Source organism: Thermostichus sp. OS-CIW-33 (assembly GCF_054059615.1).
On the sequence record NZ_JBSSCH010000021.1, the window covers coordinates 1 to 13,352 of the forward strand.

At 57.2% G+C, this 13,352-nt stretch carries 10 protein-coding genes and 2 pseudogenes; 6 read left to right on the forward strand and 6 right to left on the reverse strand.

What is annotated here, in order from left to right; genetic code table 11:
• Window positions 1-609: hypothetical protein (locus tag ACVWZG_RS11955; RefSeq protein ID WP_457415394.1), on the forward strand; the 609-nt coding region annotated here is incomplete at its 5' end.
• A gap of 35 nt (window positions 610-644) precedes the next feature.
• Here the strand turns inward: ACVWZG_RS11955 and ACVWZG_RS11960 are convergent.
• On the reverse strand, window positions 645-875 hold the full coding sequence (locus ACVWZG_RS11960; RefSeq protein ID WP_414355764.1) for a DUF2555 domain-containing protein: 231 nt from the start codon (window positions 873-875) through the stop codon (window positions 645-647).
• A gap of 236 nt (window positions 876-1,111) precedes the next feature.
• Between ACVWZG_RS11960 and ACVWZG_RS11965 the strand changes: the two genes are divergently transcribed.
• Window positions 1,112-2,890: a flavin reductase gene (locus tag ACVWZG_RS11965; RefSeq protein ID WP_457406669.1), complete on the forward strand. Its 1,779-nt coding sequence runs from the start codon at window positions 1,112-1,114 to the stop codon at window positions 2,888-2,890.
• 14 nt (window positions 2,891-2,904) lie between these two features.
• Here ACVWZG_RS11965 and ACVWZG_RS11970 read toward each other — a convergent pair.
• The 5 genes and pseudogenes from ACVWZG_RS11970 to ACVWZG_RS11990 all read right to left on the reverse strand — a co-directional run.
• Window positions 2,905-3,237: pseudogene (locus ACVWZG_RS11970) on the reverse strand (Uma2 family endonuclease); the annotation flags it as partial.
• Window positions 3,238-3,304: 67 nt separating this feature from the next.
• Window positions 3,305-7,030, reverse strand: a complete 3,726-nt coding sequence (locus ACVWZG_RS11975) for a PAS domain S-box protein (protein WP_457406667.1) — start codon at window positions 7,028-7,030, stop codon at window positions 3,305-3,307.
• Window positions 7,031-7,212: 182 nt separating this feature from the next.
• On the reverse strand, window positions 7,213-7,800 hold the full coding sequence (locus ACVWZG_RS11980; protein ID WP_457406664.1) for a hypothetical protein: 588 nt from the start codon (window positions 7,798-7,800) through the stop codon (window positions 7,213-7,215).
• A gap of 93 nt (window positions 7,801-7,893) precedes the next feature.
• Window positions 7,894-8,507: pseudogene (locus ACVWZG_RS11985) on the reverse strand (Uma2 family endonuclease).
• Between the two features lie 111 nt (window positions 8,508-8,618).
• Window positions 8,619-9,902 carry a serpin family protein gene (locus ACVWZG_RS11990; RefSeq protein ID WP_457406663.1) on the reverse strand — a complete coding sequence of 428 codons (1,284 nt, stop codon included), beginning with the start codon at window positions 9,900-9,902 and terminating at the stop codon, window positions 8,619-8,621.
• A gap of 84 nt (window positions 9,903-9,986) precedes the next feature.
• Here ACVWZG_RS11990 and ACVWZG_RS11995 point away from each other — a divergent pair, with 84 nt between their 5' ends.
• The 4 genes from ACVWZG_RS11995 (at window position 9,987) to ACVWZG_RS12010 (ending at window position 13,194) form a co-directional block, all read left to right on the forward strand.
• Window positions 9,987-10,163 (forward strand): hypothetical protein, encoded by a 177-nt coding sequence (locus ACVWZG_RS11995; RefSeq protein ID WP_187147162.1) that lies wholly within the window; start codon window positions 9,987-9,989, stop codon window positions 10,161-10,163.
• 72 nt (window positions 10,164-10,235) lie between these two features.
• Complete coding sequence (locus ACVWZG_RS12000) at window positions 10,236-10,760, forward strand: DUF192 domain-containing protein (RefSeq protein WP_414344197.1); 525 nt, start codon at window positions 10,236-10,238, stop codon at window positions 10,758-10,760.
• A gap of 166 nt (window positions 10,761-10,926) precedes the next feature.
• Window positions 10,927-12,222 (forward strand): bifunctional sterol desaturase/short chain dehydrogenase, encoded by a 1,296-nt coding sequence (locus ACVWZG_RS12005; RefSeq protein WP_457406662.1) that lies wholly within the window; start codon window positions 10,927-10,929, stop codon window positions 12,220-12,222.
• Window positions 12,223-12,435: 213 nt separating this feature from the next.
• Window positions 12,436-13,194 (forward strand): DUF4397 domain-containing protein, encoded by a 759-nt coding sequence (locus tag ACVWZG_RS12010; RefSeq protein ID WP_457415396.1) that lies wholly within the window; start codon window positions 12,436-12,438, stop codon window positions 13,192-13,194.
• Window positions 13,195-13,352: the final 158 nt, after the last annotated feature.

Here is a 13,352-nt window from a genome sequence, read left to right on the forward strand (position 1 = left end):
CAGTCCATCCAAGAAAGCCGCACCCAGTCTGCCGAGGAGAACGCCGCCCGTCTGCGGGAAATCGAGGAGCTGCGTCAGTCCATCCAAGAAAGCCGCGCCCAGTCTGCCGAGGAGAACGCCGCCCGTCTGCGGGAAATCGAGGAGCTGCGTCAGTCCATCCAAGAAAGCCGTGCCCAGTCTGCCGAGGAGAACGCCGCCCGTCTGCGGGAAATCGAGGAGCTGCGTCAGTCCATCCAAGAAAGCCGCACCCAGTCTGCCGAGGAGAACGCCGCCCGTCTGCGGGAAATCGAGGAGCTGCGTCAGTCCATCCAAGAAAGCCGTGCCGAATTTGCTGAACAAGCTGCTGCTCAGGCTCAAAGCTTGCGAGAGCTACAGCAAGTTGTCAGCGAGACCCGCTCTGACTTAGCTCACCTTGCCGAGTGGGCAGAGGAAGTGACTCAAGCTCTGGTTACCCTCACCGCCCTACAACGAGAGCACGAACGCGCCATTCAGGCCATCAACCAACGGCAGGCGGAAACGGATCAGAGGTTCAACGTTCTCCTTGAAGAAGTGCGCTATCTGATTCGCCGGCAAGGCTCTGACGGAAATCCTCCCCCCTCGTTGCCCTGAGCACTGGGATCCCTTTAAGAACTGCAAGGACAGCCCTAATCTTCATCCACTTCCCACTCCAACAGGTGTGCATAGGGAGCCACTAAGTGGGGAGCATAAAAGGCAACGGCTCGAAGGGCATGCCAGTCTTCCAAGCAGCCAAAGACGGTCGGATACTCATTGCGCTCCAACCGCTCTGCAATTGCCGCCACATCAGCTTCAGTAAACTGGCGGGGATCCATCCCCTTAGCAGGGGCTTCCACTTTGGACTTGGATCGGGCAGACATAGGCAGCCTGAACACGCTACAAGCCGATCTTAGCCTCTTCCTTTTTGCCCGGCCGACTTTGAAAAAACTTGACACACTCCCCACCTCAATCGCTTGCTTCTTGCGCAGTTGTGAGGACGGGGCCTCAGACCCAACTTTTGGGTAAGCCGGGCCGTGGGCTCCCAAACTCTGAAAAGGGATCCCCATTCCCCCAGTTTCGTGGCAAGGTGAGGACAGATACCGCATCGGAGGCTGCTATGGAGAGCAAGATCCCCGCCCGCGATGTCCAAGTTGCCCTTATCGGCCCGTCCACGTTGGTTCTCCGCTCCCGCACCTGGGATCGCCTGAAGTTTGAGCTGGAATACGCTCGGCAACGGGGCACCACTGCCAATAGCTACCTCATCCAGGCCCGCCAAACCCTTCTCATCGATCCTCCGGGGGAATCGTTCACCAGCATCTTTTTAGAAGAGCTGGCCCAACACCAGTACCTACAGCGGTTGGACTTTATTTTGCTCAGCCACGTCAACTTTAACCGCATTGCCACTCTCAAAGCCCTATTGCCCCTGGCTCCCTACGCGATGGTGCTCTGCTCCAAGCCGGGATCCATTACGCTACGGGCCGCCTTTGAAGAGATGGATCCCTTGCCCCGCAGTCGCGACGAAGAGGAAGCCGCCGATCTGGGCATTTTCTACAATGGCGACCAGTCTTTCCGTTTGCGGGTCATCCGGGATGGGGATCGCCTGGATCTGGGGGAAGGGCATGAGTTGCACTTTCGCACCGTGCCCACACCCCGCCACCCCGATGCCCTCTGTACCTACGATCCGGCCACCGGGATCCTCTACACCGATAAGCTGTTCGGCGCCCACGTGTGCGATGAGCAAGTGTTTGACGAACATTGGCGGCAGCTCAGCGAAGACCGCCGCTACTACTTCGACTGCTTGCACCGCAACCAATTGTCCCAGGTGAAGGCAGCCCTGGCCAAGTTGGAAGAATTTCCCGCCCAAATCTATGCCCCTGCCCACGGCCCCTTGGTGCGCCACAGCCTGCGGCGCTTGCGGCTGGACTACCACACTTGGTGCGAAGAGGATCCCGGCGAGCAGCGGGTAGCTCTTCTGTACACTTCTGCTTACGGAAATACAGGTTTGATGGCCATGGCCATAGCCCAAGGGCTGGAGCGGGCCGGCGTTAAGGTGGAGCGGATCAACTGCGAATGGTCCACCCCGGAAGAGATTGCCCAGGCTCTGGAGCGCTGCCAGGGGTTTGTTGTCGGATCCCCGACTTTGGCCGGCCATCCTCCTGTGCAGATCCAAACCGCCCTTGGCATCATCCTTTCTTCAGTTCCCACCACCCGATTGGCCGGGGTTTTCGGCTCCTACGGCTGGAGCGGAGAAGCGGTGGATCTCATCGAGAACAAGTTGCTCAATGCCGGCTTTTCCTTGGGGTTTGAGACGATCCGCGCCAAGTTTAAGCCCACCCCTGAAATCCTGGAAGCCTGTCAAGAGGCGGGATCCCAGTTTGCTCAGGCCCTGCGCAAAGCCAAACGAGCCCGCGCCCCTCGCCAAACCAGCAGCGAAACTCAGGCGGATCGGGTTGGGCAAGCCCTGAGCCGGGTGGTGGGATCCCTGTGTATAGTCACCGCCCTGCAAGGAGAGACCCGCCGCGGCTTCCTCACCTGGTCGGTGGCCCAGGCTAGCTTCAATCCACCAGGGCTAACCCTGTCGGTGAACAAGGAACAAGAAGCCGAATTGCTGACCTATCCCCAGGCCCCCTTTGTGCTCAACATCTTGCGGGAAGGCAAAGGTAGCAATTTGCAACGGCACTTTCAGCGGCCCCAGCGCCCTGGAGAAGATCGGTTTGCCGGCTTGGCCACGGCCACTGCTGAGAATGGCTGCCCCATTTTGTTGGACGCCCTAGCTTACCTGGAGTGCCGTGTGAAAACTTGGATGGACTGCGGGGATCGCTACCTGGTCTATGCCGAGGTGGAACGGGGCAAGGTGCTGGATCCCACGGGGGTTACGGCCATGCGGCGGGGGTAGTGTATTGGAGAACAAAGAATTTCGATAATCCAGTCGGGTGCTGCGGTGAAGTCATCCTCTGGCTCGCCTGTTTCACTGAGGCGAATTCGATCCCACGCAATTACAGCAATATCGGGAACAATGGAACGACCGGAAAAAGTGCATCGCAGTTCGGGCAGGGCAGTATAGTCGGTGGTGCTGCCGTCAACCTCAGCCACGAGGCGTTTTTGCAAAATGGAATGGCGGACTTTGGGCAGCGGTTTTTGAATGGCAACTCCATCCACGTACTCCCATGCCGGAGAATCTTCTATGTGAGGCAACTTGAGGAAGTCTTCAAGAGTGAGAGCCAAATCTAGGCGAGTGGTCATAGGTTTAGGCAAAGCCCCCCCGGATCCCTGCCAGTAATGTATCCCAAAGCGAGGGGAAGAAGTGGAATTAAAATTGCGGCAATTGGGGTAGATGGAGCGTGAAAGTCGTCCAACCAGCAGAGCTGCTGACCTCAATGGATCCCCTCAGTTGATCCACCATTTGTTTCACCAAAGCCAAGCCCAGACCGGTGCCCCCTTCTTTCCAAGGATCATGGCTGGGGATCCGGTAAAAACGATCGAAAATGCGGGTGAGTTCCTCAGCCGGGATCTCTTGGCTATTCCTGACTTGGATGCGAGTTCGGTTGGCCTCAACCCTGACTTCTAGGCGGATGGATCCCTGGCCGGGGGTGTATTTCACAGCGTTGTGTAGCAGCTCCCGCAGGATGCGTCCCAACAGCAAGGGATCCGTCGTGAGGGTGCTCTCCAGAGGGACACTGGCTTGAAAGGTTTGACCTTTGGCGCGGGCCTGCTCTTCGGCAATGGCTAACAGATCCCCTAGCAGCTCCCGCCAGGTGAGGGTTTGCACACTTAGAGCGTAGGTCCCGGACTGCAACCGCTGCAGATCCAACAGGTCGTTGATGAGCTCGATTTCCCGCTGGCATTCTCGCTCTGCAATGGCTAAGTATTGAGCTCGTTTCTCCCCAGTGGGAGCCATCTGCAACATTTTCAGGGCCATTTTCATGCTGGCTAGAGGAGTGCGCAGCTCGTGGCTGACAGTGCTGATGAAATCGTCTTTCAAGCGGTTGAGGCGCTCTAGGGCTTGCACCTGCTCTTGGGCAGCTCGGAACAGGCGCGCCTGCCTTAGGCCGATAGCACATTGATTGGCCACTTGAGCTACGAGATTCATTTCCTGCTCATCAAAACTTTCCTCGCTGCTGCGAAAAACCCACAGATCCCCCAAGACTTGCTCCCCATCCCGCAGAGGGCAGACCAAGACTGATCCTTGGCGGGGGGCGTCAGGAAGTAAACAAAATATGCAGGGCTCTCCTCGCAACAACTGGGCGTAGAGATCTGGATATTGGGCAAAGGGAATACAAGTATGCAAGGCCGACCCCAAGCGAGGACAATACTCGTAGCTGATGGTGGAAAGGGTGAGATCGGCGTTGTAAAGGGCAATATCGCAGCCATCTGCATTTAGGTTTTCTCCCAGCTCGCGCAGAGCGGTGTTGAGAATTTCAGCTTCATCCAGAGAGTCGCGCACCCGGTCAGTGATGCGTTTCAGCAGGGCCTCAAATTGCAGGGATCGCTGCAACTCAGAGGTGCGTTGCCGAACCTTTTCTTCCAAGGTTTGATTGAGGGCTTGCAGTTGTTCATATAACTGGGCCTGTTGCAACGCGATGGCTAATTGATCGCTCAGCTCTTGTAAAAGCCGGATTTCCCACTCTTGCCAAGGGCGGCTGGATTGGCAGTGCTGTGCCACCAGAAGGCCCCAGAGATCCTCTCCCCGCCGAATTGGGATCACCAAGTTGGCTTGGGCCTGGAAAGATTCCAAGAGCTCCCGATAGCAAGGATCCAAATTGGCCGTCGCCACGTTGGCTATGGCTTGCACAAAGCCCTCTTGGTACTTGCGATAGCACGGATCCCTTTGGAAATACTCATCCCACACGTAGCGGCCCAGGTGGCTGGGCCAGGGATCCGCCACCGACTCAGCAGCTACAAACCCCCCTACACATTCCTGCAACTGATAGATCATCACCCGATCCACCTGGAAAACCTCTCGCACTTCTGCAACAGTGGTTTGCAAGATAGATTGCAAATCCAAATCCTGACGGATGCGTCGCAGCAAAGCTCCAAGCAGCCGCTCCCGCTCTGCTTCTTTCAGCAACAGATCTTGGGCTTGTTTGAGGGGCGTTATGTCCACAGCGATGCCGCAAACGGCGTAAGGAGACCCCTGCTGATCCCGCAGGGCAAGCTTGGTGACCCACTGGGTCAATCTCTTGCCATCGCGGAAAAAGGTTCGCTCGTAGCTGACAGGATGCGGAGATTGCAGGACTTTTTGATCCTGATCTCGAAATTCTAGAGCCTCTTCTGATGCGAACAGCTCACTATCCAACTTTCCAATGAGCTCTTCTGCCTTGCAGCCTCTCTGTTGTAGATAAGTCTTGTTTACATGAAGATAGCGCCCTTCCAGATCTTTGAGAAAGATAGAAAAAGGGATCCCATCCAGAATGGCCCTAAGCCGGGCCTCACTTTCTTGTAGAGCCAGCTCTGCTTCTTTCTGCTCCGTAATATCTTCGGTAATGCCAACAATACGGATAACCTCTTGCTGTTCGTTCAAGATGGGTCGGCAAGAAGTACGCAGCCAGCGCAGCCTGCCATCCCGATGGAAAATGCGGTAGGTGATCTGCTGGGCTTCTTGAGTGGCTCGGGCGGCCACCTGCAGTACCCTTGGCAGATCTTCGGGATGGATCCTGTCTTTCCAGAGATCTGGCTTGCGGCGAAACTCTTCTGCTGTGTAACCCCAGATCTTCTCGCTTTGGGGGCTTTTGTAGAGAGACTGGCTCAAGTCTGCAGAATACACAAAGAAAACCACCGGTACAGCCTCTGCAATTTCTCGGAAGCGGGCCTCGCTCTCTCGCAGGGCCAGTTCCACCTGCTTTTGTTGGGTAATGTCGCGGGTGCTGGCAACCATCCCCTGAACCAAAGGATCATCCAAGAGATTGGTGCAGAGGCTCTCCAGCCACACCCAATGGCCGTCGGCATGTTGCATCCGATAGACAAAGCAGAGAGTCTGGCCGGGCTGGGACAGGAGTTGCTCGTAGGCAGACGCGATGGCCTCGCGGTCTTCGGGATGAACCAGCTCCAGGGGTTGAGGCTCTCCTGGCTGGGGGGTAAGACCTAGAATCTTCTCCGCCACCGGGGGATTAAGGCAATACAGCCGGCCCTGGGCATCAACCCGGTGCAAGATGTCGTGGCTGTTGTTGATAAAGGCGCGAAAGCGTTCTTGTTGATCTGTTAGCTCTCGTTGCAGGCGCTTCTGCTCGGTGATATCTAGGACAATGCCGAGAAGCCCTAATCCTTTAGACTGATCCTGAAGCTTTACAGCGAAGCGATAGGTGTAGCGCTCCTGGCCTTGAATCATTTCCTTACCTTCGAATTGGCAAAACCCTTGCCGCTCTAGATCGGCTAGAACTTGAGAGGTGTACTCCAGCCAGTGGGGATGTTGCTGAGCCACCTCCTCCAGAGAAGTACCCAGCAGATCGCCAAACCAGGCGCGGTCAGTGGCATTTTGCAAAATTAGCACTCCCTGGGGATCCCTGGCCCACACCGCCAATGGCAGGGCATCCAACAAGGTGCGCAGTTGGGCCTCCCGCAGCCGCAGGTTTTCTTCCAACTGTTTCTTCTCGGTAATGTCTCGGCCCACGCCGCGAATAAACTGCAAGCGGCCCCGCCGGTCAAAAATGCCTTGGTGGATCCACTCGAACCAGCGCGTCTGCCCCGACGCATCCGATACCCTGCCAACTCGGGTGAAGGTAGGCTGCTGAGGGGTGAGCTGGGCTATCTTTTGCCGCACCTGCTCCTGCTCTTCTGCCGGCAGCACGTCGATCCAGCGCTTGCCTCGCCAATTGCCTAAGAGTTTTTGGCAAGCTTCGTTACATTCCACCACCGTCGTATCTGCACGCGCCAGCATGATGACATCGGGAAAACCCACCTGATCCCGCTGCAGCCAGCGCTTTTGCCAGTACATCACCACGGCCAGTGAGGATCCCCAAAGGAGCAGCCAAAGCCATCCGGGCAGAGTGTTCCAGTTGAGTAAGGTAAGCAGGTTGACCAGATCCCAGGAGGCGCTCATGAAGGTTGTCGATTAAGTTAAGTTTAGAAAGTGTCAAGGAGTACGCTGCTTTTCGGTAGCATTTCTAACCCAGGATCAAGCACTGTGCCAACAATTCCCCATCTCCCCGAAAACTCCCCGAAAAGGAGAGCAAAGTTTGAGTCTACTGGAACGGTGGGGCAGTATCCTCGAAAAGGGGGCTTTCAGGGTGAAGAGTTGTTTCTTAGGTTTCCTGAGTGTTCGGATAGATAGTTCTGAATCCAGCGCACCAGCCGTTGAGAGAGCACGAAAGCTTCTGGTTCGTCCCCTTTGATGCCGACTTGGCTGCTAAAGCAGGCGATGACCTCCTCGTTCAGCTCCGGTTTAGAAGGATCGCTGTGAAACTGCAGCCGCACTTGGCTTTGGACCTGAAAACTCTCTTGAGCTTGGTTATCCAAAACTTCCTGACCCACTCGATGCAGCCGCACTCCTTGCAACTGAGCCAAGGGATAGGAAAACACCTGCTGCCGCCAAAAGCCCCAAGGGCCACCCAGCCGGGTCAAGGTCACCCGTTGGCTTTGGCAATCTAGATTCAGGATCTGCCCCAACCCCCAAGGGATCCCAGCCCACAGGCCCATCCCCACAGCCACCAAACCCAACAGCGGCGAACGAGCCCACAGTTGGGATCCCAAAATTAGCAGCACCAAGCCCCCTGCCGCCCGCCAAGCCAGTTGCTGAGAGGTAAACCGCTGTAGGGCAATGCGCAGCCGTTTGGGATTGCGCTCCAGAACCTGCGGATAGACCGGTGCCATGAAATGGGATCCCACTGCTTAGGCTAGCTTAACAGGGGTTGCTTTTCCCTAGGCGCTGAAGGCATCTTATCCGTACATTGCGTTGGTGAAAAACTACAACTCCGGCTCGGCAAAAAACTCTGATAAATCCAGCGCAAATCCAGGGATCACCTCTCCACCTTCCAGGATGTCGCCGGGTTTCTTCAATGCTTCAGGCTCAGGCCGGCGATAGACCAGAACGTATTTCTCTTCAGGATGAATGATCCAGACCAGCCGGGATCCATTCTCAAAATACTCAACGAGCCTATCATGGATCTCTCCAACGGTGTTGGCATCGGAGAGAACTTCTACAGCCAAGTCTGGGGATCCCTCAATATAACCCCTTGGGATCCCGCCCAGAGTTGCAGTCGTTCTTTGGAAAAAAAAGAACAATCCGGAGAGCGGCGATTACCGGATTTCATTTTGAAGGAAGTATCGGAATCGAAGGTAAATCCAATCCTTTGACTGCGAACGTACGAGCCTAGAATGATATGAATCAAACTTACGTAGTACCCATGCTTTGCGCCTGCCGAGCCCACAGTAACCAGTTCTCCATTCACAACCTCATAGCGGTTGCCATCCTCCGGTAAAGCCATAAACTCTTCGTCAGTCCAAATTTTTCGAGAAGCTGCCGGAGAACTATCAGCAGGTGCCTCGGCCAATTTTTCTCTTTCCAAAACCTCGACCATCATGACCTCTGCAATGAAAAACAGCTAAGGGAGCCAGTCTGGAGTCAACACATCCTGAAGAGCAATCTGCAGGCCCGGCAAGAAGTCAGCAAGCTGCCCTGAGGGATCCCCTTATTTAGGATCCACCAGGGATCCCATAAACAGCACGGTTTGGGCCGCTGGGTTGCCGCCGGATCCGGAGGCCACAATGGCAAACCAGAAGGGCCGATCTGCCACAAATTGAAAGGGCTCTTGCCGGTCGACAGCAGTCCGGGAGACGATCACCCCAGTAGCGGCTGCCGCCTCCGATCCCTCTTCGTTCACTTCAATTGCTGCTTTGTGCAGGACTTTGCTGATCCGCGCTGGCTCTGGGGTCATCTGGCTGAAATCGGCTCGGTTGGAAAAGGCAACTCCCAGGCCCAACTGCTGCAGAACGGAAGTGAGATCCGTTTCATAAGCCAATTCAAATCTCGGGATCCGCACCGAACCTGCACGGGGGCGCAGGGATCCCGTCCATTCTTGCCAAGTTTCCGGGCTCAGCTCTGCCCGCAGCGATTCCAGCTTCACTCCCTTCTTGGGCAGCAGGATCAGCATTTCCAGTTCTCCTTCCCCGTAGGGCAGGCTCACCACCTGCAACTGCTCGGTTTCCAGGTAGTCGTAACGACCTGATTGAACCATCATGGGTACTCGGACGCGGCGGCCATCCAACCGAGTAAAGGGCTGAGTTTGGGTGCGCTCCGGATCGAAGGGCTGAGTCCACTCGCCTTTGAAGTAGATGGCATTGAGCAAAACCATCAAATCCTCGCGGCTGAGGCGATCCACAATGCGGTTGATCTTGCCCTGGGTGCGCTCGGCCACCCAGCCGTTGATCTGGTTCACCGTTTGCCGGGATCCCAAATTCACCCGATTCACCACCGCTTGGTAGTAGGTGGCCAAAGCCTGCAAAAACTGGGGCTGTAAGGTGAGGGTTTGATCCACCCAGAGGCCGTTGGCCATTTGCACCTGGACTGGCCCTCCTGCCGGGGATCCCTCCGCCAGCCAGCCCACCATTTGGGCATTGCTCCAGTTCAACTCATTGAGGGAAAGGTCCTGTGCCTCCAGCACCTCGGCCATTGCCGTTTGAGTCTCCCCAGAGGCGCCGTTGTAGAGCATGCTCAGGGCCAGGCGGATGCTCAAGGGGGAGAAAAAGAGGTTCTCTTGGGGCTGCTGACGGAGCAGGTGATCAAACAGTTTCAGCGCAAAGCGGCTTTGGGCTTGTTGGGCCACGGTCTTTTCCCCATACCCTTCCCCATAGGTCACCGTTGGCTCAAAGGGAATCCGCACCGGGGTTTCCTGTGAACGGGATCCCATCCCGTGAGTGGGCCAGAGGCCCAGGAGCCCCAGGCCAAGCAGAGCCAGAAGCGGGATCCGGCTCACCGAGGATCTATTGAATCTATTGAAATTGAAATTGAAAGGGTCTTTCATACGGCTCTCCTGGCAGGGTGGGGAACGATAAAGTCTATGGCTATGCTATCGGGTCGGTTGTGGACTTCCCTTGCCCAGGGCCGCCATTCCGGCTGCGCTCAAGGGGGAAAAGCACAGGCCGCTTCCGGCAAGCAAGAATTGGCAAGGCTCTCCCAGGGGGGAACTTCCTGCGTCTGGCTGGTCAAGTCGCAGCAGCAGCGTCTGGCGCGATAGGATGAAGCCTGCACAGGAGAGTGCCACATGGTTCTGTTCACGATACACGTTCCAAAAGGGTGCAGAGTCGCCTTGGGCCTGGCTCTACTGCTCCTGGGATCCGGCTTGGGATGTACTGCTGCCACGGAGAGATCTCCCGCCTCACAAACTCAGGTAACCGAAGCCATCTCTCCATCCCCCCCAGCCATAGGGCAGCCCCAGCAACTGCCGGTTGAAGCCGAAGTCACCCTTGCCGGCCAACGCTTTGAGCTAGAGGTGGCCCGCACCCCTGAGCAACAGCGCTTGGGCCTGATGTTTCGCACCGATTTGCCGCCGGATCGGGGCATGTGGTTTCCCTTTGATCCGCCCCAGCCGGCTTCTTTTTGGATGTTCAACACCCTGATCAACCTGGACATCATTTTCCTTCACCAAGGCAAGGTGGTGTACATTGCCGCCGATGTGCCCGGCTGCCCCGCCCAACCCTGCCCCACCTATGGGCCGCCTCCTTCCCAGTTGGTGGACGGTGTGCTGGAGTTCCGCGGCGGGACGGCTGCTGCTTTGGGTTTGGCCGTTGGAGATCCGGTCGAGATCCGAGAGCTTCAGCCCGTAGCCCCTTGATTTCTACCTCCCCTCTCCCTGAGGGAGAGGGGCCGGGGGTGAGGGAAGACAGGCTCGCAGATGATCTTTTGAAGAATCTTTGCGATGATTTTTGAGGGTTGCTAACTAAGCCTACAGAAGAGGCGACGACAAGCCCAAGAGCAGTTTGGCCACCGCAAGCGAGTCTATGGATGTCAGCAGCGTAAGTCATTGGATAGGGGTGGGGGCTGTCGCCCTAGCCTCCATCCTTTGGGCTGAGATCGTGCGGGATGTGCGCCATTGGCTGGCCCACCGGTGGCCCTGGCTGATGCCCAAACACATCCTGCACCACCGCCTGTTCCGCCCCGACCTTAGCGTGGTGGATGCACAGCTGTACCGAGAATCCCAGTGGCACCACGACGTTCCCGAAGCGGCGACGATGATCCTGGCCGGGATCCCTTGGGTGGTGGTATTGGGCCAGGGATCCCTGCTGTACGGCCTGGCGGCAACGGTGGGCATTCTCTACTCGGCCAGTTTCTGGGTGGCTGGTATGCTGCGGGGTTGGGGGCTGGCCCTGCAGACGGATATCACCCACCAGCCGGGGCCTTTCCCCGTTCCTCCCAGCCAATGGCATGTCAACCGCGCCTACCACTGGCGGCACCACTTCGACGATACCAACGCCTATTTTTGCGGCACCCTGACTCTCGTAGATCGGCTCATGGGCACCAGTCTCTCCTTGAAAGGCAAGCGAGTAGCCGTCACCGGCGCCTCCGGCACCCTGGGCCGGGCCTTGCTCAAGCATTTTCACCAGCAGGGGGCCAAAGTCATCGCCCTCAGCTCCCATTCGGATTCGGTTCACATCGAAGTGGACGGCCAGATCCAGCCGGTGGAGACCGTTCGCTGGCAGGTGGGGCAAGAGGGATCCCTGGCAGAGCTGCTGGAGCGGGTGGATATCTTGGTGCTCAACCACGGCTTCAATGTTCATGGGGATCGGGATCCCGAGGCCATTCGCCAGTCTTACGCCGTCAATACCTTCTCCAGTTGGCGCCTAATGGAGCTGTTCTTCCAGACGGTGCGCGGCAACCCTGAGATGGCCACCAAAGAGGTGTGGGTGAACACCTCAGAGGCTGAGGCTAGCCCTGCTTTGAGTCCCCTCTACGAGCTCTCCAAGCGGGCCCTAGGCGATCTGGTTACTCTGCGCCGCCTCGATGCTCCCTGCACAGTGCGCAAGCTCATCCTCGGCCCCTTCAAGAGCCAGCTCAATCCCATTGGGGTTATGTCGGGAGATTGGGTGGCCGCTCAGATCTTGGCCCAGGCCAAACGAGACTGCCGCAACATCATCGTCACCATCAACCCCCTGACCTACTTGCTTTTCCCGCTCAAAGAGCTGGCTGTGAGCACTTATTTCCGCTTGTTTAGCCGTCGGTCTCCCCAGCCAGGGATCCCTGCCCCCAACCCAGATCCTGCAGGTGGGGCCGAGTCCGGTGATTTGCCTTTGGTTTAGTTAAAAGGAACTAGATCCCAACCCGTTCCATAGCTCTATGGCATTGGGCGCAAAAGTGGAGTAAGACAAGAGCAGGTTCCTTGGCGTCAGCAGGGTGGGATCCCTTGCGCCAATACGAACTTTTGGGGAGCGAGAGCGCCCCTTGGCTTGGCGGAACACAGCAGCTCGATCCCCGGTGAGCGTTGGGTGTGAGGAGTAGGAGTGAGCGTGAACATGGTGCGACGGTGGGTGGGCGCAGTACTCTGCGTGGTGGGTGGATCGTTGATGTCGGGGCTTTTGTCCGGCTGTGCCATCCCGATGCCTTCGGCATCTGCGGGAGTTTCTGAAGTCCAAGTACGCTTGGTGCATGTGGCCCCCAATGCCCCTCGGATCGACTTGGAAGTGGGAGGGGTGAGAGCTGCTCGGGGCATAGCCTATGGCTCGGTGAGCGAGTACGTGCGCATACCGGCGGGCGAGTACGACATTGTTTTGTTTTCAACGCCTGAGAACCCTGGCCAGCCTGCGAGTTCTTTGGTTGCGGCCAGAACCGTAGCCAATCTCAGGGGCGGGGGAGTGTTCTCGGTGGTGGCCGCCAATGAGCCGAATCGCATGACAGCCCTGGTCTTAGAGGACAACATCCATCCGCCGTTTGATCAGGCCCTGGTGCGGTTTGTCCACGCTGCTCCCGATGCACCGGCCCTGCAATGGCAAGGGGAGCAAGGGCGGGTACTGCTGCCCCAGTTGGCGTTTGGACAAGTATCCACCTTTCAAGCTATGCGCCCCGGCTTTACCCAAATTCAAGTGGCCATAGCCCCTTCAGCCTCCGCGCCAGGTGTGCAGTCGGCTCCCAGCCGGAGCATTCCCCTGCAGCGGTTTGACCTGCAGCTGGAGGCGGGGAAAGTCTATACCCTCTATGTAGCGGGATTGTTGCGCAGCAATCCGGCCCTAAGCCTGGTGCTGGCAGAGGAAACTCGAGCTCGCAGGCTCCTATAGCCAAGGTGTTTCGGTCTCTCTTCTCCTTACACTGAGTTAAGGAATACCTCAGGGTGGGGGCAGATAGGGAATATGCTCTGTGGTGGAGCAGGCCAATGCGGTTGGCGTTCTCCGCTGCCAATATGATCTTACAAGGATCTCAGAATCCTAACATGCGG

Bases quoted from the DNA above. Each gene is read 5' to 3' on its own strand.
- ACVWZG_RS12010 (WP_457415396.1), top strand. From the start codon at position 12,436: ATGGTGCGACGGTGGGTGGGCGCAGTACTCTGCGTGGTGGGTGGATCG.
- ACVWZG_RS11980 (WP_457406664.1), bottom strand. From the start codon at position 7,800: ATGGCACCGGTCTATCCGCAGGTTCTGGAGCGCAATCCCAAACGGCTG.
- ACVWZG_RS11995 (WP_187147162.1), top strand. From the start codon at position 9,987: ATGGCTATGCTATCGGGTCGGTTGTGGACTTCCCTTGCCCAGGGCCGC.
- ACVWZG_RS11975 (WP_457406667.1), bottom strand. From the start codon at position 7,030: ATGAGCGCCTCCTGGGATCTGGTCAACCTGCTTACCTTACTCAACTGG.
- ACVWZG_RS12005 (WP_457406662.1), top strand. From the start codon at position 10,927: ATGGATGTCAGCAGCGTAAGTCATTGGATAGGGGTGGGGGCTGTCGCC.
- ACVWZG_RS11960 (WP_414355764.1), bottom strand. From the start codon at position 875: ATGTCTGCCCGATCCAAGTCCAAAGTGGAAGCCCCTGCTAAGGGGATG.
- ACVWZG_RS11965 (WP_457406669.1), top strand. From the start codon at position 1,112: ATGGAGAGCAAGATCCCCGCCCGCGATGTCCAAGTTGCCCTTATCGGC.